General features: G+C 67.1%; 24 protein-coding genes. 12 read left to right on the plus strand and 12 right to left on the minus strand.

From position 1 onward, the window contains the following. Positions 1-47 precede the first annotated feature (47 nt). Together C491_RS04825 and C491_RS04830 are read left to right on the plus strand one after the other, a co-directional pair. Positions 48-1085: a hypothetical protein gene (locus tag C491_RS04825; protein ID WP_005554218.1), complete on the plus strand. Its 1038-nt coding sequence runs from the start codon at positions 48-50 to the stop codon at positions 1083-1085. 63 nt (positions 1086-1148) lie between these two features. Continuing rightward, entirely contained in the window at positions 1149-1637 is a 489-nt protein-coding gene (locus C491_RS04830; RefSeq protein WP_083909286.1) for an ATP-binding protein, read from the plus strand. 12 nt (positions 1638-1649) lie between these two features. Here C491_RS04830 and C491_RS04835 read toward each other — a convergent pair whose 3' ends face one another. Then, positions 1650-2660 (minus strand): hypothetical protein, encoded by a 1011-nt coding sequence (locus tag C491_RS04835; protein WP_005554221.1) that lies wholly within the window; start codon positions 2658-2660, stop codon positions 1650-1652. Positions 2661-2777: 117 nt separating this feature from the next. On the opposite strand from C491_RS04835, the gene C491_RS04840 reads away from it, so the two are divergent. Then, positions 2778-3551: a sulfite exporter TauE/SafE family protein gene (locus C491_RS04840; RefSeq protein WP_005554222.1), complete on the plus strand. Its 774-nt coding sequence runs from the start codon at positions 2778-2780 to the stop codon at positions 3549-3551. Positions 3552-3553: 2 nt separating this feature from the next. Here the strand turns inward: C491_RS04840 and C491_RS04845 are convergent, their stop codons facing one another. The 5 genes from C491_RS04845 to C491_RS04865 form a co-directional block, all read right to left on the minus strand. Next, the gene (locus C491_RS04845) at positions 3554-4534 is read right to left on the minus strand and encodes a dipeptide epimerase (RefSeq protein WP_005554223.1); all 981 of its coding nucleotides are present in this window, start codon (positions 4532-4534) and stop codon (positions 3554-3556) included. Beyond that, positions 4531-5544 (minus strand): DUF1611 domain-containing protein, encoded by a 1014-nt coding sequence (locus tag C491_RS04850; RefSeq protein WP_005554224.1) that lies wholly within the window; start codon positions 5542-5544, stop codon positions 4531-4533. The genes C491_RS04845 and C491_RS04850 overlap by 4 nt, the downstream gene beginning before the upstream one ends. Positions 5545-5715: 171 nt before the next feature. After that, entirely contained in the window at positions 5716-6432 is a 717-nt protein-coding gene (gene udk / locus C491_RS04855; RefSeq protein WP_005554225.1) for a uridine kinase, read from the minus strand. A 663-nt stretch (positions 6433-7095) separates the two neighbouring features. Further along, on the minus strand, positions 7096-8007 hold the full coding sequence (locus tag C491_RS04860) for a Vms1/Ankzf1 family peptidyl-tRNA hydrolase (protein ID WP_005554226.1): 912 nt from the start codon (positions 8005-8007) through the stop codon (positions 7096-7098). Between the two features lie 29 nt (positions 8008-8036). Then, positions 8037-8420: a DUF5802 family protein gene (locus C491_RS04865; protein WP_005554228.1), complete on the minus strand. Its 384-nt coding sequence runs from the start codon at positions 8418-8420 to the stop codon at positions 8037-8039. A 383-nt stretch (positions 8421-8803) separates the two neighbouring features. On the opposite strand from C491_RS04865, the gene C491_RS04870 reads away from it, so the two are divergent. Both C491_RS04870 and C491_RS04875 read left to right on the plus strand, forming a co-directional pair. Beyond that, positions 8804-9421, plus strand: coding sequence for a hypothetical protein (locus C491_RS04870; protein WP_005554229.1), 618 nt, complete (start codon positions 8804-8806; stop codon positions 9419-9421). A gap of 73 nt (positions 9422-9494) precedes the next feature. Next, positions 9495-10163 (plus strand): ArsR/SmtB family transcription factor, encoded by a 669-nt coding sequence (locus C491_RS04875; protein ID WP_005554232.1) that lies wholly within the window; start codon positions 9495-9497, stop codon positions 10161-10163. A gap of 55 nt (positions 10164-10218) precedes the next feature. On the opposite strand, the gene C491_RS04880 is transcribed toward C491_RS04875, so the two are convergent. Continuing rightward, a complete protein-coding gene (locus C491_RS04880) occupies positions 10219-10407 on the minus strand; it encodes a hypothetical protein (RefSeq protein WP_005554234.1) in 189 nt (62 codons plus the stop codon). Between the two features lie 116 nt (positions 10408-10523). Next, positions 10524-11096: a hypothetical protein gene (locus C491_RS04885; protein WP_049891508.1), complete on the minus strand. Its 573-nt coding sequence runs from the start codon at positions 11094-11096 to the stop codon at positions 10524-10526. Between the two features lie 85 nt (positions 11097-11181). Here C491_RS04885 and C491_RS04890 point away from each other — a divergent pair, with 85 nt between their 5' ends. The 3 genes from C491_RS04890 to C491_RS04900 are packed head-to-tail and all read left to right on the plus strand — an operon-like array spanning position 11182 to position 13588. Continuing rightward, positions 11182-11379, plus strand: a complete 198-nt coding sequence (locus C491_RS04890; protein ID WP_005554237.1) for a hypothetical protein — start codon at positions 11182-11184, stop codon at positions 11377-11379. A 51-nt stretch (positions 11380-11430) separates the two neighbouring features. Then, on the plus strand, positions 11431-12684 hold the full coding sequence (gatD, locus tag C491_RS04895) for a Glu-tRNA(Gln) amidotransferase subunit GatD (protein ID WP_005554238.1): 1254 nt from the start codon (positions 11431-11433) through the stop codon (positions 12682-12684). Position 12685: 1 nt separating this feature from the next. Next, positions 12686-13588, plus strand: a complete 903-nt coding sequence (locus tag C491_RS04900; RefSeq protein WP_005554239.1) for a GNAT family N-acetyltransferase — start codon at positions 12686-12688, stop codon at positions 13586-13588. Between the two features lie 664 nt (positions 13589-14252). On the opposite strand, the gene C491_RS04905 is transcribed toward C491_RS04900, so the two are convergent. From C491_RS04905 to C491_RS04920, 4 genes are read right to left on the minus strand one after another with little or no spacing between them, the layout of a single operon-like run. Beyond that, entirely contained in the window at positions 14253-14789 is a 537-nt protein-coding gene (locus C491_RS04905) for a GNAT family N-acetyltransferase (protein ID WP_005554240.1), read from the minus strand. Continuing rightward, complete coding sequence (locus tag C491_RS04910; protein WP_005554241.1) at positions 14789-15067, minus strand: ubiquitin-like small modifier protein 1; 279 nt, start codon at positions 15065-15067, stop codon at positions 14789-14791. Before C491_RS04910 ends, C491_RS04905 begins: the two co-directional genes overlap by 1 nt. Before the next feature lie 31 nt (positions 15068-15098). Beyond that, positions 15099-16247, minus strand: coding sequence for a TrkA C-terminal domain-containing protein (locus C491_RS04915; RefSeq protein WP_005554243.1), 1149 nt, complete (start codon positions 16245-16247; stop codon positions 15099-15101). 37 nt (positions 16248-16284) lie between these two features. Next, positions 16285-17559 (minus strand): TrkA C-terminal domain-containing protein, encoded by a 1275-nt coding sequence (locus C491_RS04920; RefSeq protein ID WP_005554244.1) that lies wholly within the window; start codon positions 17557-17559, stop codon positions 16285-16287. A gap of 97 nt (positions 17560-17656) precedes the next feature. On the opposite strand from C491_RS04920, the gene C491_RS04925 reads away from it, so the two are divergent. The 4 genes from C491_RS04925 (at position 17657) to C491_RS04940 (ending at position 22417) form a co-directional block, all read left to right on the plus strand. Then, positions 17657-18646 (plus strand): patatin-like phospholipase family protein, encoded by a 990-nt coding sequence (locus C491_RS04925; protein WP_005554245.1) that lies wholly within the window; start codon positions 17657-17659, stop codon positions 18644-18646. Positions 18647-18670: 24 nt separating this feature from the next. Beyond that, on the plus strand, positions 18671-19852 hold the full coding sequence (locus C491_RS04930; RefSeq protein ID WP_005554247.1) for an NAD-binding protein: 1182 nt from the start codon (positions 18671-18673) through the stop codon (positions 19850-19852). A 203-nt stretch (positions 19853-20055) separates the two neighbouring features. Beyond that, positions 20056-20382: a hypothetical protein gene (locus C491_RS04935; protein WP_005554249.1), complete on the plus strand. Its 327-nt coding sequence runs from the start codon at positions 20056-20058 to the stop codon at positions 20380-20382. Between the two features lie 169 nt (positions 20383-20551). Next, positions 20552-22417: a PQQ-binding-like beta-propeller repeat protein gene (locus C491_RS04940; protein ID WP_005554251.1), complete on the plus strand. Its 1866-nt coding sequence runs from the start codon at positions 20552-20554 to the stop codon at positions 22415-22417. Positions 22418-22457: the final 40 nt, after the last annotated feature.

A 22457-nucleotide genomic window follows, 5' to 3' on the forward strand; every position in this document is an offset into this window, starting at 1 on the left:
CCGGCCGCACGTATTTTTGACCGATACCCGTACCACCGTTCGAAGCGATGAGCGACGACAGTTCGCAGCCCGCCAATACGATGGTTGAACGGAGTTCGAACCCGAAATGGAAGCTATGGCTACTGCTGAACGGCAACCGGTGGCTCGTCACGGCCCTGCTCGCTGCGTTCGCGTTCGTCGGGCTGCTCGTGATCAGTCAGGTGAGCCCGGTCTCCTTGCGGGCACTGATGGGCGAGAAGGAACCGGTCCACTTCCTCTTTCAGGCGCTCGTCACCTCGCTGATCACCGGCGTCACGCTCGTCCTGACGATCAATCAGCTGGTCCTCTCCCAGGAACTCGGCGCCGTCGACGACCAGCGCGGACGCCTCGAGGGCTCGCTCAAGTTCCACGAGGACGTCGAGGACGTGATCGACGCGCCGATCAGCCCGCCGGATCCCGCGTCGTTCCTGCAGGCGATCATCGACGCCTCGCTGGATCGGGCGGTCGAGTTCCGCGAGGCCGTCGACGACAGTCGCGACGAGGAGTTCGAGGACCGAGTCAACGACTTCGTCGACAACATCAACAGCCACGCGGAGACGGTCCACGACGAGCTGGACGACGCCCAGTTCGGCACCTACGAGGTCATCAAGTCGGCGCTCGACTACAACTACTCCTGGAAGATCTTCCGCGCTCGTCGGTTGCGCAACGTCCATGCCGACTCCTTTACCGACGAAGCCCGTGACGCACACGACCAGCTGCTCGAGTCGCTGAAGCTGTTCGGGCTCGCCCGCGAGCACTTCAAGACGCTGTACTTCCAGTGGGAGTTGATCAACCTCTCGCGGGGGATCATGTACGTCTCGGTACCCTCGCTGATCGTGGCGATGTCGATGATCGCCTTCTTCGACGCCGACGCGGTGTCGGGTACTGCCCTCGGAATCGACACCGTCGTCTGGGTCGTCGTGGCGGCAGCGACGGTCTCGATCGTGCCGTTCCTGCTGCTCGTCTCGTTCGTCCTGCGGCTCGGAACGATGGCCAAGCGGACGCTGGCGATCGGCCCGTTCATCCTCCGGGAGTCGAACCGCAACGAGGAGATCGACTGGGACTGAAACGGTTTGTCGATCGCCAGTTTCGACATGGCCGTGACGCGCGTCGCCTGATCCGTCTCGACGATCCGAACGCGGAAGGGTGCTCGGCACCTCTCCGAGCCCGTGATCGTCGTCATCTGCGGGTCACCCGGTGCGGGCAAGACGACCGTCGCGACCCGCGTCGCCGACCGCCTCGAGGCCCGCGGCGAGCCGGTTCGACTGGTACACTCCGACGACTTCTCGAGGCGGACCTACGAGCGCCTCTTCGAGCGGGTCGCCGACGGCCCCGACGACGTCACCTGGCTCGTCGACGGCACCTTCTACCGCCGCGAGTGGCAAGAGCGGTTTCGAACCCTCGGCGACGTTCGGTTCGTCCTCGTGACCGCGAGCCTCGAGACCTGTCTCGAGCGAAACCGCCGTCGCGAGGACGCGATCGACGAGCAGGGGGTCCACGTCGTCTTCCGGGAGTTCGACGAGCCCGCGGCCGATCTCGAGGTCGACACCGACGAGCTGTCGGCTACGGAAGCGGTCGAACGGGTACTCGAGGCGCTCGATCGGTGGCGCTCGGCGTAGCGAGCGGGGCGGCTACAGCCCGAGCCCGTCGGCCAGCGAGAACGACTCGGGGAGCCGATCCGGGACCTCCTCGTCGGGGAGTACGTCCCAGCCGAGCTCGTCCTCGCCGGGCTCGGAGTCGGTGTCGAACCCCGGGTCGTCGGCCGGCTCGCGCTCGCGGTACTCCGGCGGCGGCCCGCCGTGGGCGTAGACGCCCTCAGGGTGGTCGACCGTCCAGACGTGCATCATGCAGGGCGTTCGGCAGGGGGGCGCCAGCTCGCCCTCGCGGTAGGACCCCTCGTATACCGTTCGGTAGTACCACCAGGCGAGTCGTCCGGGGGCTCCGGCGTGGTAGTGCCACGGCGAGCAACGGTCCGGATCGCCGTCGGGGTGGTGATCGTGGTCGTCGTGCGGGTAGTGATCGTCGTCGCCGTGCGGATGACCGTCTCCGTGGTCGTGATCGCCGTGTCCGTCCCCATCGGAGTCGTCGTGGTGATCACCGTCGTCTTCAGGTGGACCGTCCCAGCCGTCGTCGTCGTCGACCTCGTACACCGCTGGCGGCGGAGAGATCGCCTCGCCGTCGCGGGTCGCGATGAACATGACGCCGATCGAGCGCCAGGAGTCGTTGTCGACCAGCACCGACTCCGGGCGCTCCGGGTCGAGGACGGCGTCGTCGCCGATATACTCCGGGTGCAGCCAGTGGGACCAGCCGTCGTCGTCGCCGTCGAGCGTGTCGAAGTAGGGTTTAAAGCCGGCCTCGAGCAGGGCCCCTGCGTCGGGGTACCGGTCCTCGAGCGTCTCCGAGACCGCCTCTCGAAGCTCGAGCGTAACGGGGTGGTCGTCGGCACATCCCTCCATGCTCGCACCCACGCAGTGGCCCATACTCGGTCGGAGCGTCGCGTCGGGACACCGCCCGGAGAGCAGTCCGCGTGCGCTCTCCCCGTCGGCCTGTACGGTGCCGACAGTCGAGAGCGCCACCGTCCCGGCGCCGGCCCCAAGCAGTGCTCGCCGCGTGAGTCTCGCGCCGTCGTCGCTGTCGTTCATGGCACTGCGTGCCACGAGAGGCGTCCTGTTAAACGATGTTGGCGGTCGCGACGACTGTCGTCGGCGCTGTCGTCGCTTCGCCGACCGATTTACCGCGCGAGCCCGTAACACCGCACCATGGTTCCAGTTCCGCTCGAGGTCCTCCTCGCGTTGCTCCTCGTCGCTCTGCTGTCGGGGATCGGCTGCACGACGGTCGGCGCGGGCGGGATCTTCGTGACGATCGCGCTCTACCTGCTGACGCCGCTGTCCTCGGCGGAGATCGCGGGCACCGCCCACGTGCTGTTCGTCCTCGTCGGCGTGATCGGCGTCGTCGGCTACGCGCGTTCGGGCGAACTGCTCGGACGGGAGGGACGTGCGCTGGCGACGGTGCTCGCGGGCTCGAGCGTGCTGGGTGCGCTGGCCGGGACCGTCCTGAACGCGTTCGTCTCGCGACGACTGTTCGGGATCCTGCTGGGGATCCTCATCGTCTGTACCGGGATCTTACTGGCGTACCGCCGACTCCGAGGGCTGCCGTCGCTGGCCGCCGTCGACCCGGAATCGAGGGGCGGACGGCTCGTCTTCGCGGGGCTCGGGCTCGCGTTAGGTGCCGTCGCCGGACTGGTCGGCGTCGGCGGTCCCGTCCTCGCGGTGCCGGCGCTCGTCCTGCTGGGCGTCCCGATGCTCGTGGCCCTGGGAGTCGCACAGCTCCAGGCGATCTTCATCTCCGGCTTCGCCGTGGGCGGCTACTACCTGCAGGACGCCGTCTCGGTCGCGCTCGCGGGACTGCTCGCCGTGCCGATCGTCGCCGGTGCCGTTGCCGGCTGGCTGGTCGCCCACCGGGTCGATCCGGCCCGGCTCGAGCTGGTCCTGGGGATCGTCCTCGTCCCGACCGGGGTCTACCTCGTGCTCTGACGCTACTCGAGCGCGGCGCCGGTACCGGCTCGCTCGAGCCCCGCGAGATCGATCTCGCCGCCGGGCATCGGAACGCCCGAGTACGGGTCCTCCTCGAGCAGCAGCGAGCCGTCCAGGTCGGCGTAGTCGAGCAGCGGCACGAGCTGACAGGCCGCCGCGATGGAGGCGTTCGATTCGGTCATGCAGCCACACATCACCTCGAGCCCGTGGGCACGGGCGGTGTGGATCATCCGCTTCGCTTCGCGGAGACCGCCACACTTCATCAGTTTGAGGTTCGCGATGTCACAGCGATCGGCGATCCGCGGAACATCCTCGACGGTGATACAGGACTCGTCGGCCGCGATCGGCAGCGACGAGCGCTCGTAGACGAACCGCAGTCCCTCCGGATCCTCGGCGGCGACGGGCTGTTCGACGAACTCGAGGTCGAACTCGGCGAGGCGGTCGATCTTCGACACCGCCTCGCGGGGCGTCCAGGCCTCGTTGGCGTCGACGAACAGGTCGACGTCGGGTGCGACCGAGCGGATCGTCCGGACGATCTCGACGTCGCGGTCGGTGCCGAGCTTGACCTTCAGCCGTCCGTGGCCCCGCTCGAGGGCCGTCTCGGTCTTCTCGCGCATCGTCTCGNGCCCGCTCAGAGATGTGTATAAGAGACAGGCCGCGAGGTCGTGGACGGCGATACTGACCGCACAGCGGGCCGCGGGGTTTCGGTTGACCGTCTCACGCATACGACGCTCGATCCGCTCGAGCTGGTGGGGATCGCCGACGTCCTCGACGACCGCGAGCAGCTCCGGAAGAACGGCGGCGACGGTGTCGGGCGTCTCCCCGTAGTGCGGCGAGGGACCCGCACCGCCGACCCCTACCCGCCCCTCATCGTCCTCGATCCGGACGGTGACGACCTCGGCTTCCGTCGCCGTTCCCCGGGCGATCCCGAACGGGAACTCGAGGGGAAGGCTGTGGCGTTCGAACGTCGTCTCGAGGCTCATTCGAGCAGTTCCTCCAGCAGGTCGTCCGTACCGAACCGGATCACGTCGCTTGCGGGCGCGCCGAGCTCCTCGGCGTACTCGTCGACGGCCTGTCTCGCCTCGTCGTCCTCGAGGTGGCTCGTGTTGAGCGCGCCCGCGGTGATCGTGGCGTCGGCAACGGGCTCGGCGAGGTCCTCGTAGAGGTCGACGTAGCTCTGGATCGAGGGGAGCTCGAAGTCTTCGTAGCCGTGGATCGCCTCCTTGCCGGCCTCGTGACAGAGCACGAGCTGATCGGCCATCGAGCCGTGGAGAATGCCGCAGGTGACCGCCGAGTAGGCCGGGTGGACGATGCTCCCCTGGCCCTCGACGAAGAGGTAGTCGTGCTCGTCGCCCTTCTCAAGGATCATCTCCTCGACGGCGCCCGCGGTGAAGTCGGAGACGACGCGGTCGATCGGGTTCCCCCAGCCCTCGATCATGATACCGGTCTGGCCCGTCGGGATCACGGCGGCGTCGTAGCCGGCGTCGCGGGCGTCGCGGGCCAGCTCCATCGAGACGGTCATCTTGCCGACCGAGCAGTCGGTGCCGACGGTGAGGATTACCTCGGCGTCGACGTCGCCCGCGACGCCGTCGGCAACCGTCAGCTCGTCGTGGGGTTTGCGGACGTCCCACAGCTCGCAGTCGTTTTCGGCGGCGAGCGCGGCGAACTCCTCGTCCTCGGCGAGGAAGAAGTGCAGTCCGGAGATGACGTCACAGCCGCGCTCGAGGGCCGTGCGAACGTCCTCGCGCCAGCTCTCGTCGAAGCCGCCGCCGATGGGGGCGATCCCGATCAGCAGGGCGTCGACGTCCCCGACGTCGTCCATCCCCTCGACGATCGGGGCGTCCTGAACGTCGGAGACGTGATCCTGTACTCGGCTGCCGGCGCTGTCACGGTCGAGGACGGCTTCGACGTCGTAGTCGGCGTAGCGCAGCACTCCAAGGGCCGTCTTGGCCCGGTCCGGGAACTTCTCGTGGGCGAGAATCGCGATCTGCATACCGGCCATCTGACGAGCGATCACTTAACGATAGATATCTCGGCGGCGGACTGGCAGTCCGGTGACAGCACGCGGTCGATTCGAGAGCTCATACGGTTTACTGTAAGTCAGTACCGGCGTAACCGCGATCCGTGCGGCGGTTGCGCCGGTACATCGTTACAGTAATCCGTATCAGTCGTCGGGACGGCTCGAGGGGTCGGCGTCAACCCGTGTCGGTCGACCCTCGCCGACCTCGAGGGGGAACGTCTGATCGCCGTCGGCGTCGGAATCGCCGGGGGCGAGTTCGGCCTCGACCTTCTCGACCAGCAGGTCGACGGCCATCCGGTTCGCCCCCTCGGGAATGATGACGTCGGCGTTTTTCTTCGTCGGCGCGACGAACTGCTCGTGCATCGGCTTGACCGTCTCTAAGTACTGGTCGATGACGCCCTCGAGCCCGCGGCCGCGGTCGATGACGTCGCGCTCGATCCGCCGGAGGATGCGGACGTCGGCGTCAGTCATCACGTACACCTTCAGGTCGAGCATCTCGAGGACCTGCTCGTCGAACAGCGAGAGGATTCCCTCGAGGACGATCACGTCCGACGGCTCGACGGTGACGCGCTCGTCCTTGCGGTTGTGGACCTCGAAGTCGTACTGGGGCATCTCGACGGGCTGGCCCATCAACAGCGAGTCGAGTTGCTCGCGCAGCAGTTCCCACTCGAAGGCGTCGGGGTGGTCGTAGTTGACCTCGGCGCGCTCCTCGTAGTCGAGGTGGGAGAGGTCCTCGTAGTAGTTGTCAAGCGGGATCCGCGTGACGGCCTCGCCGACCGTCTCGGCGACGGTCCGGGAAACCGTCGTCTTGCCGGCCCCCGTGCCGCCGGCGATGCCGATGACGAACGACGGGATACTCATCACTCGAGTCTCGGACGGCGCGCTAATGAATGCCCTGATGTCCGCCCGTTGGTAGGCTCGACGGGAGAGAGTAGTTCTGCGATCGGGTGAGACTCACGTTCAGCACAGGCGGACTATGTATTATCGTGAGTTGCCCACCCTTCCGACGGCGGCGCGCGCTGTCGATCGGCCGAACGCCAGTGAGGATGGTCGACGATGCTGCGCGAGGGGTGAGCGAGGGAGCGACGCGACCGAGCGAGTCGGCTGGGGAGGACGTGGCGATCCCCTGTGTTCGTGCGAGCAGAACGTGCTCACGTCATNGACGCGACCGAGCGAGTCGGCTGGGGAGGACGTGGCGATCCCCTGTGTTCGTGCGAGCAGAACGTGCTCACGTCATCAACACCACGAAAGCCCCTGGTCCGCTCGAGGGCTGCGGCTCGCTGCGCTCCTCGGTCGCTTCGCTCTCTGCGGTGCTTGCATCCCCTCGCACCTCGAGCGGCGGGAGAGCTTCGCTCTCCCGAGCATCGCGGACGCGAAGCGTCCGCTCAACGCGTCAGCCCCTTTCAGTCCCACCCAGCAGTGGTCAGTTAGGGCTGCAGACTTGAGACCGAACGTTCCATTCGTACCTCTAGGTAGCAGTTCGGGCAGTTCGGACTGAACAGCAACAGCGTAACCAACCCACTGTTAAATCACTGTCAGCGTCGTCGTCCAGAACGACCGATAGGCGTCCTCGAGCGCCGGCTTCGGATCTCCGGTCGCATCGACGGCGGCGGTCGCGGCGGGCTCGGGGTTGGCCTCCTCGACCAGCGTATCGACGACGCCGCGCTGGCCGACGACGTAGAGGCGGTCGGCCTCGCGCTCCGCGAGGGCCTCCCGGCAGCGCTCGAGGTGATCGTCGATCTGGTCGTCGCGGATGCGCTCGAAGCGAGCTTGCGAGAACCCACCCTTCGAGTGGTTGCCCTTGACGTCGCTCTCGAAGCCGCGGTAGTCGACGCGCTCGTCGTCCTCGTAGGTTCCGAGCGCGAACAGATCCGCGCGCACGAGCGCGAGCGCGTGGCGGCCGGTCGGCAGGAACCACTCCCGCTCGAGGTCGAAGCGGTCGTCCCAGGTCGGCTCGAGGGACGGCCGAACGGGCGAGTCCAGCGCGACCGAGACGAGCCCCGCGTCGTCGACACAGCATAGACAGGGCGCGGCGTCCTCGAGCAGCGCGGTCCGTTCACCGAGGACGTCCGAGAGATCCTCGCGGACGGAGCCGGGGATCTCCGCTTCGAGACTCGCAGTGAGCGCGCCCTCCGGAGCCGTTCGGATCGACTGAAGCCGCTCGAGGACGTCCTCGAGGCGGGCACCGCGCAGGTCGACGCGTCGGCGGATGGTCGGCCCAGCATCGTCGGCCTCGACGCGCTCGAGTTCGCCCTCGAGCTGGGCGATCCGGTCCTCGAGCCGGTTCTGTTGCTCCTCGGCTTCCTGACGGGCCGTCGCCGCGTCGGCTCGTCGTTCGGATTCGGCCTCGTACCGCTCCCGCAGCCGCTCGTTTTCCTCCTCGAGTTCGTCGATGCGCGCCTTCAGGGGGGCGCGGCCGAGCAACTCGTCGATCATCTGACCGAACACGCGAAGCGGGAGTACTTCTAGGTTCCGGCGCCGGGGTAGTCGTCGGTGTCGGGGCCGGAGGGCTCCCAGCCGGCGAAGGAAAGCAGCTGCCGGGCTCGTTCGCGCCGTGCAAGCAACACCTCCTGTAACGAGGGCGGGCTCCGGACGTCGGTGTCCTCGAGCATCGACTGCGGAAGTGCGAGGGTGTTCGTCGGGACGGCCGAATCGCCGTGGACCGGAAAGTGCTGGGACTCGAGTTTCATCACCAGCGGGGCGTCGAGCCGTTCGACGCCCTCGCCGGTCGTGTACACTTCCTCGTTGAGGCGTTCGTGCTGTTCGTCGTGTATGAGGGCGTGTTGCCGGTCGGTCGGGGTCACGTAGAGGCGACCGAGGTAGTAGCTTCCGGAGAACACTTCGAACATGTCACTAGATACCATGGACCGAGGCAGTATAACTTTTCTGTGGGCTGTTTCGTGCACACAGTGCAATCGTCAACCGCTCGTTTCGGGCGGTCGGCGGTACCGTCGCGCGATTACAACAGTTCATAACGCCGATGATAAACGCGACGAAAACGGCGTCTGACGGCGGTAAATCCCGACTGTCCGGCAGATGAACGGTTTGAACGATCCGGATGAAACCGGATCGTTTCGAGCCGTCGACGACGAGTCACTCGCTACGTACGACCGCTGCAACGCGACTAAAGCCAGTGTAAATCCACCGGGTCTTCCGAACGGCCGAACCGAGGGCGTAAACGGTTCCGAACGAAGGCCCGACTTTTTAGGCCGGTCGACGGTCGAACAGGGTGATGAACTCCACCCGGTCGGCCGCCCTCCTCGCTGCGGTCCTCCTCGTCGGGCTGACGGTCGCCCCCGTCGCCGGCGGGGCCTTCATGAGCGTCGGCGCCGACGATCAGTCGGACGAACAGGACGACGAGCAACACGATTCGGAAGTCGAACGCGGCGTCACCACGTTCATGCAGTCGAGCGCGACTGACACCTCGAGCACGGTCGAATCCGAGATGTTCGAAGCGAAGTACGAAGCCGCCGACGACGACACCCGGGAACGGCTCGTCGACGAGCGAGCGGACGGCCTGGAAGCGCAACTCGAGAGCCTCGAGCACGAGCGCGACGAACTCCGCGAACACGGCGACGAGCTCTCGACGCCGCAGTACCAGGCCCGGATGACCCGGCTGACCGTCGAGATCGTGGCTCTGGAGCGGGCGATCGAGCAGACCATCCCGTTCGCGGACGACAAGGAGGTCGGCGTCGACCGCCTCGAGGCCCTCGAGGAGAACGTCGTCGACCTCGGCAGCGAGCAGATCGCGGCCGTCGCGACGGAGCTGCTGGGCTTCGAGGGCTACCTCGAGGGAGAACCGATCGGTGACGACGGCGACGAGACGGACGCTGCGGACGGCGGGGAGTAACTGCGATCCGCGGGACCGAGCGACCCGCTGAGAAGACACGCTTTTCAGCGGCGCCACCCAAACGCTGCTACGAATGGACTCCGCCGCCCTGTTGGACCTCCTCGGGAACGAAAACCGGAGACGCATCCTCCGATTGCTCGCGCGAAAACCCTGCTACGTGACCGAGATCTCGGAGTACCTCGGCGTGAGTCCCAAGGCGGTGATCGAACACCTGCGCAAGCTCGAGGAGGCCGGCCTGATCGAGAGCCGGATCGACGACCAGCGCCGGAAGTACTTCCACATCGCCCGCAACCTTCGTCTCGAGGTGAGCCTCTCGCCGTATGGCTACGTGAGCAAGAGCGCCTACCCGGCAAACAGCAGCTTCGACATCGCGACCTGTCGCCACCTCGAAATCGACGTCTCCTGGGACGACACCGACGACTTAGAGGAGCTGCTGGCGACCTTAGAGCAGCTCGAGCAGCTCGAAAACGAGCTGTCGCTGGCCCAGCGGTGGGTCCAGCGCCACGTCTGTGACGTGCTCGATCGGATCTCCGAGACGGTCGGCACCGGTCCCGAGAGCCGGATCTACGCCGACGTCCTCGCGAGCATCCGCTCCGAGCCAAAATCAGTCTCCGAGTTGGGCGAGGACGTCGACGCGCCCCGCGAGGTCGTCGCCGAGATCCTCGAGCTGATGGCCGACGAGGGGATGGTCCGACGGACGAGACGCGGCTGGGAGCTCGTCCCCGAGCCCGAGGAGTCCTGACGTCGGCTCACGGCTACAGACGTCAGCGCTCTCCGCTCCCGTGTAGTCGGTGGCCTTACTCGACGAGCAAGTCGTACAGCATTAGCACTCCAGTGGCGAGGAAAACGGCGCCGCCAGCGAGAGCGAACGTTCCGGCGTCGAGCAGCAGGTAGTACCCAGCAAAGCTGAGGACGATTACGGCCCCGATAGCCTGTGCGGTCCGGGTTCCCCAGGCGTCGACCAGCTGCCGTGTGAGCGTGGACACGATCGAAAGATCTGTCACCGATCCACAAAATAGTTTCTAGCGGCTGAGGCGTACGTGACCAGCAGAACCGACTCGAACGATGTGTCCCAGTAGCGAGCTGGGCTCTTCGGCTGTCCTTATTCGATCTCCTGAAACAGCCCGTTTCGAAGGTCCCGACCGAGGTAGTAGCCGACGAGACAGGCGACCAGTCCGGCCGTCACGCCGACGGCCAGCACCGCCCGCCCCGACCCGGCGACCGCGAGCACCGCGTTGCTCACCACCGCGGCGATCCCGCCGACCGAGGCGCCGGCCGCTCCCACCTCGAGGTAGCGCCGTTTCGACGTGGCGAGCCCGATCGCGAACGCGACGGCGAACATGCCGACGATCTGGCCGGCGATCGGAATCGTTAGCTCGCCGGCGAAGAAGCCGACCCCGATTGCGAGGACGAGCGCGAGAAACGCCTTGGGGGAGAACGCCGTCTCGAGCGAGGGGCGGGGAAGCGACGGCAGGCGCGACCGGAGCGAGCTGCTCTTGGTCGCGTTCGCCTCCGCTTCCGTCTCGGGCGAGGCCGCGGGGGGCGCGTCAGCGCTCGAATCCGTGTCGACCTCCGCGTCGGAGCCCGAGAGCAGTCGCTCCGTCTCCTCGAGGAGGTCGTCGGTCGAACGCTCCCCGCGGTCGGCCTCGACGAACTCGTCCGAACGATCGCCCATACGCGAGTCGAAGCGTTCCGAGACCATGGCCTTTTCCCACGGGCGACGGGCGTTCTTTTTACCCTCCCCGACGTACTGGGTGGCAGTGACTACCGAGCTGATCGTCTTCGGGGTGATCTCGATCGCTCTCGGGGGAGGGTTGCTGTACGCCGGACGCCACCTCTACCCGCGGCTCGATCTCACCCGTGAGGCGCTGAGTACCGTCCGCCTGCTGACGGCGGTCATCGCCGGCGTGCTCCTCCTGATGGGAATGGGGCTCGTCGCGGTCGGTCTGGTTACCTAGACTCGACGCCGAAAGAGTGCCTTCAAGTCCGGCGCCGCGCAACGGAGAGGTATGAATCCAGGCGACCGCGTTCGCGTCGATCGCGCGGACCGCAGCTACGAGGGCGTCCTGTTGCCCTCGAGTACGGACCAGCAGCTCGTGGTGAAACTCGAGGGTGGGTACAACGTCGGAATCGACCGCGAGGACGCCGCGGTCGACGTGCTCGAGGAGGACGTCTACGAGATCGACGGCTCCAGTGCCGACGACGAGGGCGGCTCGGCGGTCGAGTTCGACGCCGATCTGCCGACGATCGCGCTGATCTCTACTGGTGGAACGATCGCCTCGACGGTCGACTACCGCACCGGCGCGGTGACCGCGCAGTTCGACGCCGAGGACGTCCTTCGAGCCGTCCCGGACCTAGCGGGCCGTGCGAACTACAGGGGGAGAGTCGTCGCCAACATCCTCTCGGAGAACATGGAGCCCCCGATCTGGCAGGACCTCGCCCGTGCGGTCCGCGAGGAGATCGAAGACGGCGCCGACGGCGTCGTCGTCATGCACGGCACCGACACGATGCAGTACTCCGCCTCCGCGCTCGCCTTCATGCTCGAGACGCCGGTGCCGATCGTCTTTACGGGCAGCCAGCGCTCGGCGGATCGGCCGTCCTCCGATAACGTGATGAACGCCGTCTGTGCCGTCGAGGCCGCCAAGAGCGACTGCGCGGAGGTCATGGTTTGCATGCACGCCTCCGAGAGCGACGACCGCTGTGCGCTCCACCGCGGCACCCGCGTCCGTAAGAACCACACCTCGCGCCGGGACGCCTTCGAGACGATCGGTGCCGAGCCGCTGGGCGAGGTCGACTACGACTCCGAGGAGGTTTCGTTTCGCCGGGAGTACCAGCAGCGAGACGAGAGCGAGGTGGACCTCGCACTCGCCGAGGACCTCGAGGAAGACGTCGAACTGCTGAAGTTCACGCCCGGAATGGATCCCGCCTTTCTCGACGTCGTCGAGGGAAGCGAGGGGGTCGTCCTCGAGGGGACCGGACTCGGCCACGTTCACACCGACCTCATCCCCCGCATCGAGGCGCTGATCGAGGACGGCACGACGGTCGTCATGACCAGCCAGTGTCTCGAGGGACGGGTCTGTGACCGCGTGTATGACACGGGTCGGGACCTGCTCGAGGCCGGCGTGATCGAGGCCGGCGACACGCTGCCGGGAACGGCGAAAGTCAAGCTGATGTGGGCGCTGGCGAACGCCGACTCGGTCCCGGAGGCGATGGAGACGTCGCTGGCCCGCGAACTGCAGGAACGGTCGACCCCCTGGGAGTGAGATGTCGGTAGGTATCGAGATCCGACGAGCGACGCACGACGACTACGAGGGCGTGAAGGCGTTCACCGAGGATCTCTGGGAGGACCGCGGCGGCGACTACATCCCCGAGATCTACCACGACTGGCTCGAGGACGGCGACGAGCGAAAGAAGACGTTCCTCGCCGACGCTGGCGACGAGGTCGCGGGGATCGTCCAGGCCGTGATGCTCTCGGACGACGAGGCCTGGTTCCAGGGGATGCGAGTCAACCCGGCCTACCAGCGCCAGGGACTGAGCGGTCGGCTCAACGAGGCCTGCTTCGAGTGGGCCCGCGAGCAGGGGGCGACCGTCGGTCGGATCATGATCTTCTCGTGGAACGCCGCCTCGCTGGGCGCCGCACGCACTGGCGGGTTCGAGCCGCTGACGGAGTTTCGCTTCGCTCATCCCAAGCCGGATTCGGACGCCTCGAGTCCGGACTCGGTCTCGAGCGATCCCCGGCGCGCCTGGCGCTACTGGACCCACAGCGACGCCCGTGACCACCTGCGGGGACTGGGCTTTGCCCCCGAGGAGTCGTGGGCGATGCGCGAACTCGCGCGAGAGGACTTCGAGCGCCTCGCCGACGAGACGGCCGTCTTCGTCGCCGAACGGGAGTCGGCCCCGGTTGGGGTGTCCTACCGCGTCCGAACGTACGACCGCGAGGGCGACGACGGCGAAACCGAAACGTGGGCCGAGTACGGCGTCGGCGCCTGGGACGACGTCGACGCCGCGCGGTCGCTGTTCGGCGCGATCGCCCGGGACGCCGCCGCCATCGGCGCGGACCGAACCCGCGTTCTGATCCCCGAGACTGCCGAGTACGTTAGCGATGCCTCCTACGCGGGCGCGGAGATCTCCGAGGAACCGGACTTCGTGCTCGGGATCGAGCTCTAACGCAGTCTACTGTAAGCCATTGCCAGTGCAACCGCGACCGCCCTGCGGTTGCACCGATAAAACGTTACCAGTAGTTGGTAGTACGATTTCTTTCTTCACAGGCACCCGTGAAGCTCGCGTTACGTACAGGTGGACCATGTATCAGTTCGGTCCGACCGTTCTTCCTGTGGTGGCGTGCGCTGTCGACCGAGCGAGCGAAAGCGAGGGCGGTCGATGATGTCGCGCGAGGGACGAACGAGCGCAGCGAGTGAGTCGGTTGGGGAGGGCGTGGCGATTCCCTGTGTTCGTGCGAGCAGAACGTGTTCACGTCATCAACACCACGAAAGCCCCTGGCCCGCTTGGGGGCTGCGGCTCGCTGCGCGTGGTTCGAGAGAGCAAAGCTCTCTCGTCATCAAGCGAAACCGTCGGTTTCGCGGAGATCGCGAATCGAAGATTCGCTCACTCACGAAAGACGCTTCGCGTCTTTCGAACGACTTCGCTCACTCCGTTCGCTCCAGTGCTTGCCTCGCCTCGCTCCTCGAGCGGGCCAGCCCCTTTCAGTCCCACCCAACGGTGATTAGCCGGGGCTGCAGACTCGAGGCCGACGGTCCAAACGCAGACGTAGTTACCGGAGCGCTCGAGCACCGGAACCGACGCCAATCCTCGAGAATCGCGTCGTAGTCGTTCAGCCGTCGTCGATCGGGAGCGACAGCTGGCGACGGTCGGTCTCGAACCCGTGTCGCTCGTAGACGGCCATCGCCCGGTCGTTGTCGACGTCGACCTCGAGCGAGAGTGCTTCGCAGTCGACCGCTCGAGCCCGCTTCGCGGCGCGCTCGAGGAGGGTGTCGACGAGGCCCGTTCCGCGATAGGGCTCGAGAACGTAGAGATCGCCGACCGTCAGCCGATCGGGACGGTCGAAAACGGCGGGGGACTCGTCGACGTCGGTAGTGACGAATCCCGCGAGGTCGCCGTCGCTATCGGGGCGAAACATCGGATCGATTGATCCGTCGGCGTCGAGTCCGTCGACGGCGATCCACGTTCGGTGGCCGTCGGTCGCGAGTCGCTCGAGCCGATGTGCGACCTCCGCAGCGGCGAGGTCGACGTCGTCGGCGAGCGCGTGGCCGTCGACGATCGACTCGAGCTCGCGGTGGTACGGGAGCCACAGCGCCTCGACGTAGCGACGGACGGCCGCCTCGTCGGGCCGAAGACGCCGGAGCTCCATCAGCCGCCGCTGACGGGCGGGAACAGCGCCAGCTCGTCTCCCTCCTCGAGCTCGGTCTCGAGACCCTCCTCCTCGACTAAGACGTTCGTTCCGTTGCGCAACACGTTAATCTGGGAGCGCAGCTCGCCGTCCTCGAGCACGCGGTCCTCGAGTTCCGGACGTCCCTCGAGGAGCTCCTCGAGGGCGTCGCCGACGGTGTCGCCGGCATCGGCCTCGACCGCGACGTGTTTGTCGCCCGCTCGTTCGGCGAGATCCGCGAACAGCTTCCACTCGGTCATGGATGGCGCTATCCGTGCCGAGGGCAAGTAGCTACCGCTCCGGGAGCCGACGGAGGGCCTCCGGACGGCCGAGCACGTACGCGACGTCGCCGGCGGCGAGACGGAGGTCGTCGGACGGGAGCGCGACGGCGTCGTCGCCGTTCCGATCGACTGCGAGCACCAGCGCCGGCAGCGAGTCGACGGGCGTCCCCTCGAGGGAGCCGCCGGCGTCGACGGCCAGCGCGGTGACCGTCTCGTCGGCCGCACGGAGCGCGGACACCAGCTCCCGTTCCGCGTCGAGGGTGCCCGGAAGCGTGACGAGTCGGTACGATCGGTCGGCCTCGAACGCGCCGACGTCGTCGTCGTCGACGGCGACGGTCGCCGCGTCGGCGGCCGTTCCCCGCAGTTCGCCGACCGCGAGCGGTCGGGGTCCGTCGTCGCTGGTCCAGATCTGGACGGCGTCGCCCGGGCTGGCGTCCGCGGCGGGATCCGCACGAATCGAGAGGGCGACGGTGCCGGGAGCCAGCGTCGGCCCGATCCCCGCGGGCCGGCTCCCCAGTCCGAGGTACTCGATCTCGCCGTCGGCCCCGAGCTCGACGTCCACGTGGCCGATCCCGTAGTCGCGCTCGAGGCGCGCGGTCAGCCGATCGCGTAGCTGTTCGACCGGCAGGTGTCGCGGGAAGAGAAAGGTCTCGCCGGCGAGAGCCGCCTTCGTCTCCGCGTCGACGGGATCGTAGCCGTCGACGTCCTCGATCGTCTCCGGCAGCTCCACCGCGGTCACGCGGCCGGCCGAGCGGACGAGCTGTCCCACGTCGTCGATCGTCCGCGGCGCGGCGAGCGCGAACACGTCCCGGCCGAGGTAATCTCCGACCCGTCGCCCGCCGTCGGCGGCGATCGCGCTCGTGGCGAAGACGACGACGGTGTACACCGCGGTCTCGATCTCGAGCAGCGGCGTCGTGCCGATGATCGCGTCCTGGAGGGCGGTCTTCGTGTTCAGCCAGATCGCGACGGCCGTGATACCGGCGAGGACGCCGACACCCTCCGGAAGTTCGTCGGCGCTGTACCACCGGAAGGTCACGGCCGCGGCTGCCGCCGTTCCGGCCGCGAGGACCGTAAAGCCGAGTATCCTACCGAAGACGTCGAGCAGCGAGTCGACGGCGGGGTCGGGCTGGGCGAGCTGCGCGACGAACGGATCGATCACGCGCGAGCACCCCGCCGACGGTCGAGCGCCGGGCGACTCATCGTCCGATCGCCTCCGCGAAGGCGTCGGCCGTCACTTCGGGGCCGGCGACGAACACCTCGTCGCCGGCTTCGAGTCGGTCCCCTCCCCCCGGAACGAACCGCCACCCCTGGCGACGGTCGCCGAGATCGGCGTCCTGCCTGCGGACCGCGAGCACTCGCACGTCGGACGGCGGATCGACGGGCGCCGACTCCGCGGTCGCGCCCACGGTCAGCCGACGGATCGCGTACCCGGCGCGTTTGACCAGCGCGAACGCCTCGAAATCCCGGTTGGTTCCCCGCGAGCGGACGATCAGTCGCGGCGTCTCCGTCTCGAGCAGCGGCTTCACGGCCGACCGGTCGACGGTCATCGTGACGAGGCCGACGCCGCCGGGGCTCGCGACGCTCGAGCCGCCCGGGGCTGGAGACGAGGATAGAGATGGGGAGTCCGTCGGTTCCCGCTCCGCGTCCGACGCGGCTTGGTTCGCGTCGGATTCCGCCGACGGCTCTTGGTCCCACGGTTGCTCTTGGCCCTCGTCCCGGTCGACCCGTGCGCTCAGTACTCTCCCCGCGATCGATCGGGAGTCCCCCTGTACGGTCACCCGATCCCCGCGTGCCAGCCCCGTCGGCACCAGCGTCGCGATCGACACCGCCCGCTTTCCCTCCGGCACGCGCCGCGAGAGCCCGCCGGCCGACGGCGCCGCGGCGATCGTCGCACGTCCTCGCTCGTCGATCGAGACGGTGACGTCCGCGAGCTCGTGGTCGGTTCGCAGGCGCTCCTCGAGGCGCACCTCGAGCTCCGACAGCGGAAGGTCGGCCGGGAGCCGCCAGGAGCCGGTCCGGAGCGTCCTGCGGAGATCGGCCGACAGCGGGGGATACCCCTCCATGTCGCGGATCTCGCCGGTAGGGCGGATCGTAACCTGTCCGGCCGCGCCGACGAGCTCGATCACGTCGGCCGAGAGGGTCCGCTGACGCAGTCCGGACAGCGAGAGCCGTCGCGGCAGCTCGGCACCGAGTTTGTCGCCCTCGTTGTGGGCGTACAGCGCGAGCATTAGAACGACCAGCACGGCGACCAGCAGTCGGGGGGATTGGGCGATGTCGGGCTCGACGAGTCCGAGCAGGCCGCCCTGGACGCTGGCGATCGAGAGCGCCAGCACGACCACACCGAAACCGGGCAGTGTAACGCCGGTCACGTACCGAACGAGAAATCCGAGCGCGCCGGAGACGAACGCGGGCACGATTCCGGTCAGGAGGCCGAGGTAGAGACCGAGCAGTACTTCGACCGGCAACGTCATTATCGGCCGATCGGCCGGAACCGTTAAACAGCTACCGGCTCGCAGGGCTGCAGCCGGAACGAACTTGGGCCGCGGATGGGAACGAACGAGGAAGACGATGAGTTCAGATCCACAGCGCGTCGCAATCGCGTGCCAGGGCGGCGGCAGCCACACGGCGTTTACCGCCGGTGTCCTCTCTCGCCTACTCGAGGACGAGGCCCTCGCGGACGACGTCGAGATCGTCGGCTTCAGCGGGACCTCCGGCGGAGCCGTCTGCGCACTGCTCGCGTGGTACGGACGCCAGCACCCCGATCACGAGCCCGGAGCACTGCTGGCCGACTACTGGGCGGACATGGCCGCCCGCGGGCCGATCGACCGGCTGGCAAACGAGACGGTCCGCTGGACCGGCCGACTCCAGCGGATGGGCGTCCCCACCCCCGAGGTCAGCCCCTACCAGTCCCCCGCCGCGCTCTGGGGTCGTCGGGAGTTCCTCAGCCTGCTCGAGCGCCACGTCGACTTCGAGGGGATCCCCGAGCTGCTGGATGGGAGCGAACCGGCGCTGTTGATCAGCGCCGCCAACGTGCTCTCGGGCGAGTTCAAGCTCTTCCGCGAGGACGAGCTCTCGGCGGAGGCGGTCCTGGCGTCGGCCGCCATCCCCTACGCCTTCCCGGCCGAGGAAGTCGGTGGCGAGTACTACTGGGACGGCCTGTTCTCGAAGAATCCGCCGATCAAGGACTTCGTGAGCAACCGGGAGACGGCCGACCCCGACGAGATCTGGGTGATCAAGATCAACCCGCAGGAACGACCCCGCGTCCCGAAGTCCCAGGAGGGGATCGCCGACCGGCGGAACGAACTCTCGGGTAACAAGTCCCTGAACAGTGAGGTGAGCTTCGTCGAGCAGCTCAACGACTGGATCGAGGCGGGCTACCTCCCCGAGAAGTTCACCCACACCGAGATCGAACGCATCCGCTTTCGCCGACCCGATCTGGGCTGGCGGACGAAGCTCGACCGGAGTCCGGACTTCCTCGAGGGGTTGTTCGAAGACGGCGAAGAGGCCGCAGCGGAGTTTCTCGCCGACCGGGAGGCGACCGCGAACGAAGAGGTTTAATCGGCCACGCCTCCGAGCGGGGGTATGGTCGGCGAACGCATCGTGGAGCGGCTGCCCGAAAACTGGCGCTGGGTCGTGACGACGCGGGCGGCCGTCGTCCTCGCCCTGCTCGTCGCCCTGCTCTCGGTTGCAACGGGGATCCTCAGGATCGATCAGCAGGCGGCGGACTTCGGCCCCTTCGCGGCCCACGTGCCGATCGTCGTCCAGAACGCAGTCGGCTTCACGGGAGCACTGACCGGTTTTCTGATGCTGGCGAGCGCGCTCGCCCTGCGGCGGGGGCTGCGGGCCGGCTGGTGGGCGACATTTCTCCTGTTGCCGATCACGGCCGGGCAGGGACTCCTGCAGGCAAGCCCGTACTCGCTGCCGCTGGTCGTCCTCTCGGTGTGTGCCCTGCCGACGCTGTTGCTCACTCGACGACGGTTCGATCGCTCGCTCGAGCTGACGACGACCCAGTTAGCGGCTGGCGGCGCGCTCGTCGGGGTCCAGGCCTACGGCACCTTCGGCGCCTACGCCCTGCGCGAGCAGTTCGACGGGATCGACCACCTGCTCGACGCCTTCTACTTCACGCTGATCACCTCGAGCACGGTCGGCTACGGCGACATCGGGCCGGAAACGGAGGTCGCCATGCTCTTTACGATGTCCGTCGTCGTGCTGGGCGTCGCCAGCTTCGGTATCGCCATCGGGGCGCTCGTCGGCCCCGCGATCCAGGCCCGAATCTCGAAAACCCTCGGAATTATGACCGATTCAGAACTCGAACTCCTCGAAGACCACATCCTCGTGCTCGGCTACGGGGACCTGACCGAACCGATCGTCGACGAACTCCACCGGGCCGAAACGCAGTTTCTGGTCGTCACCCGCGATCAGACGGCCGCAAACGAGCTTTCCGACCGCGACATCCGGGTGCTGACGGCCAACCCCAGCGACGAGGACCCGCTTCGCCGGGCGAAGATCGAAACCGCTCGGGCCGTCCTCGTCGCGACGGACGACGACGCCCAGGACGCGATGGCGGTGCTGACCGCTCGCGAACTCCGACCCGACGTCCGGATCGTCACCGCCGCGACAGATCGCCAGAACACGCGAAAGCTCGAGCGAGCCGGTGCCGACGACGTCATCAGCCTCGCCGAACTCGGCGGCCACCTGCTCGTGCAGTCGGCGCTCGGCACCGACGAGTCGCCGCTCGTCTCGAAACTGCTCGAGATGGAGTAACCCGTCCGTAGCGGTGTAACGTCACTCGACCATCCGATTACAACCAATCTCACCGCAAAAAATATAGTGTGCTGGGGATGAGTGTGTGAGTACAGGATATGACACAAATGATACGTGAACGGACCGTCAGCCGGCTCGGTGGTCCCGGTTCGAGACGAGGCGTACCGGATCGGTCGACGCTCGATTCGGTGGAGGGAGCGTAGATGCTACAGCTACTCAACGCCGCGGTCGTGCTTCAGGCGGAGGGCGAGGAGTTGCCGATGGACGAGTCGACGTTCGTTCTCATCGCACTGGCCGTCTCGCTCGTCTTCCTGGTGATCACGATCGGCGTCGCCTACTGGATCTACAAGGACGCCTCGAAACGGGAGAACAACGAACTCCTCTGGGCGCTCGGCACCGCCGGGCTGTTGTTCCTGTTCTTCCCGCTGGGCGTGGTCGCCGCAATCGCGTACTTCGTCGTCCGCGGGGAGAAGACGTCCGAGGACGAGGGGGAACCACGGCAGGCCGAACCCGCCGGCCAGGAGTGGTAACGGCCGGAAGCCGCTTCGCTCGAGCCCGCGAGTCCGTCCTCGAGGGTCGATGCCGTCGGTTCCGTTCCGTCGAGTAAGCTCGGTGCTCGTCCGTCTGAAACAGTTGCAGGAAGGACAAGTCAGCCGTAGCAACTGGATAGTAATCCGATATTCTGTCGTCGACACCCGTATGACGAAGTGGCGACGGCGTTCGGTGCTGGCGACCGGTGCAACGCTCACTGCAGGGGGAGCCCTCGCGTCGATCGGTGCCGGGGAGGAGTCGACCGACGATCTACCGGATCCGGACCGCGATCCGAACCCAGGGATGGACGAGGACTGGCCGTCGTTCGACGGCGACGCCGGGCACGCGAGGTACGTCCCCGACGGGACCGCGCTCGACGGCGACGCGCTCGAGGCAGCCTGGTCGGTCGACTTCGGCTTCGGACGAGACGCCGGCGTGGCCGTCGCCGACGACGTCGTCTACGCGACGAATGCGAACGGAGTCGTCGCGCTCGACGTCGCCGACGGTTCGATTATCTGGGAGAACACCGACGTCGACGCGAACGCGCCGTCGGTTGTCGACGACACCGTCTACGTTACCGGCGACGAACTGTTCGCGCTCGACATCGCCGACGGAAGCGTCCGGTGGCAGACCGAGTTCGAGCCGGAGGATCCGATTCAGAGTCAGACCGTCGCGTACGGAGGCGTCTTCGTCGTCGTCAACGGCACGCTGTACGCCCTCGAGACCGACGACGGGTCGGTGCGATGGGAGATCGACACGCTCACCGCTGAAACCCAACACGATGACGAGGGCGAACAGGAGTACGACTTCCTCGATACGACCGCCGCGGCGAACGGCGTCGTCTACGCCGGCGCGGGGGATCTGGAAGGCGGTGCAACGGTTGCACTCGACCCCGATACGGGTGATGAGGTCTGGCGAGGGGATTCGAATTTTTACACCGGAGGCGCCCAGGCACGGGCGACGTCGACCGCCGTCGTCGTGAGCCGGGTCGATTTCTACGCCCGGGTGCTCCTCGACGCACAGACCGGCGAGCATATTGCGAAGGTGTCGGCGGAGGGGATCTCGGTGACGCTCGGCAAGGAGCGCTACCTCAGCGGGTACGAGGCCGACCAGCTCACGGGAAGCGCCTATCACGGCGACGAGGACGACTGGGGTGTCGACGTGTCTCGCAACGTCGGCCGCGCGATCATCGCCGGCGACACCGTCTACGTCTACTTCAGGGGGACGGATGCGACGTACGGAGAATACGACGGCGAACTCGTCGCCCTCGACAAGGACGACGGAAGCGAGCGCTGGGCGATCCAAGCCGGGGAGCTGCCAGTCGGCAACGTCCTGGGTATCAGCGACGAAACGCTCTACGTCGAACACGAGGACAGTCTCGTCGCGCTTCGCGAGGAGGATGATGGGGACGAAGAGACCGGCGAGGACGACGAGGGTGACGAAGGTGATGGAGAAAACGGCGACGATGCCGAAGACGATGGAGAGGAGGACGAAAGTGAGGAAACGGCGGACGATGATCGCGGAGATGGGGACGACGAGGATGACGACGACGGTGAGGAGGAGAGCGAAGACCAGAGGGACGACCACGACGAGCAGTACGACGGAGATGAGGAGGGCGAAGCGGATGACAACGAAGGGGTGGCCGACGACGAAGACGAGAGCGAAAACGGAGACGACGAGCAGTACGACGGAGAGGAGTACGACTCGGATGACGACGGCGACGACGAGATAGACGACTCCGAGGAGGACGATATCGGCGACGAAGACGACAGTGACGATGAGGACGGCGATATCGGCGACGAAGACGACGTCGACGACTCCGAGGAGGACGATATCGGCGACGAAGACAACAGTGACGACGAGGACGGCGATATCGACGACGACGAGGCCGACTCGGTTCCCGGCTTTACGACCGGTGCCGGCCTTGTCAGCGGCGCGTTAGGGCTCGAGTGGCTGCGCCGACGGGCCGCGGCAGACGAACAGGCTGACGCCGCGGCCGAGCCGCCGACGTCTGGGGAGGAACGAACCGAGTAACCGGCAATTTGGGCCGGTGTTCCGCCAGCCGAACCGACGA

This window comes from Natronococcus amylolyticus DSM 10524 (assembly GCF_000337675.1).
In the GTDB taxonomy this organism is placed as follows: Archaea; Halobacteriota; Halobacteria; order Halobacteriales; family Natrialbaceae; genus Natronococcus; species Natronococcus amylolyticus.

What these genes read in the sequence shown, in the direction of transcription:
- C491_RS04825 (WP_005554218.1), top strand. Translation starts at nt 48, where the DNA reads ATGAGCGACGACAGTTCGCAGCCCGCCAATACGATGGTTGAACGGAGT.
- C491_RS04835 (WP_005554221.1), bottom strand. Translation starts at nt 2,660, where the DNA reads ATGAACGACAGCGACGACGGCGCGAGACTCACGCGGCGAGCACTGCTT.
- C491_RS04840 (WP_005554222.1), top strand. Translation starts at nt 2,778, where the DNA reads ATGGTTCCAGTTCCGCTCGAGGTCCTCCTCGCGTTGCTCCTCGTCGCT.
- C491_RS04850 (WP_005554224.1), bottom strand. Translation starts at nt 5,544, where the DNA reads ATGCAGATCGCGATTCTCGCCCACGAGAAGTTCCCGGACCGGGCCAAG.
- udk (WP_005554225.1), bottom strand. Translation starts at nt 6,432, where the DNA reads ATGAGTATCCCGTCGTTCGTCATCGGCATCGCCGGCGGCACGGGGGCC.
- C491_RS04860 (WP_005554226.1), bottom strand. Translation starts at nt 8,007, where the DNA reads ATGATCGACGAGTTGCTCGGCCGCGCCCCCCTGAAGGCGCGCATCGAC.
- C491_RS04865 (WP_005554228.1), bottom strand. Translation starts at nt 8,420, where the DNA reads ATGTTCGAAGTGTTCTCCGGAAGCTACTACCTCGGTCGCCTCTACGTG.
- C491_RS04870 (WP_005554229.1), top strand. Translation starts at nt 8,804, where the DNA reads ATGAACTCCACCCGGTCGGCCGCCCTCCTCGCTGCGGTCCTCCTCGTC.
- C491_RS04875 (WP_005554232.1), top strand. Translation starts at nt 9,495, where the DNA reads ATGGACTCCGCCGCCCTGTTGGACCTCCTCGGGAACGAAAACCGGAGA.
- C491_RS04885 (WP_049891508.1), bottom strand. Translation starts at nt 11,096, where the DNA reads ATGGGCGATCGTTCGGACGAGTTCGTCGAGGCCGACCGCGGGGAGCGT.
- gatD (WP_005554238.1), top strand. Translation starts at nt 11,431, where the DNA reads ATGAATCCAGGCGACCGCGTTCGCGTCGATCGCGCGGACCGCAGCTAC.
- C491_RS04900 (WP_005554239.1), top strand. Translation starts at nt 12,686, where the DNA reads ATGTCGGTAGGTATCGAGATCCGACGAGCGACGCACGACGACTACGAG.
- C491_RS04905 (WP_005554240.1), bottom strand. Translation starts at nt 14,789, where the DNA reads ATGGAGCTCCGGCGTCTTCGGCCCGACGAGGCGGCCGTCCGTCGCTAC.
- C491_RS04910 (WP_005554241.1), bottom strand. Translation starts at nt 15,067, where the DNA reads ATGACCGAGTGGAAGCTGTTCGCGGATCTCGCCGAACGAGCGGGCGAC.
- C491_RS04920 (WP_005554244.1), bottom strand. Translation starts at nt 17,559, where the DNA reads ATGACGTTGCCGGTCGAAGTACTGCTCGGTCTCTACCTCGGCCTCCTG.
- C491_RS04925 (WP_005554245.1), top strand. Translation starts at nt 17,657, where the DNA reads ATGAGTTCAGATCCACAGCGCGTCGCAATCGCGTGCCAGGGCGGCGGC.
- C491_RS04930 (WP_005554247.1), top strand. Translation starts at nt 18,671, where the DNA reads ATGGTCGGCGAACGCATCGTGGAGCGGCTGCCCGAAAACTGGCGCTGG.
- C491_RS04935 (WP_005554249.1), top strand. Translation starts at nt 20,056, where the DNA reads ATGCTACAGCTACTCAACGCCGCGGTCGTGCTTCAGGCGGAGGGCGAG.
- C491_RS04940 (WP_005554251.1), top strand. Translation starts at nt 20,552, where the DNA reads ATGACGAAGTGGCGACGGCGTTCGGTGCTGGCGACCGGTGCAACGCTC.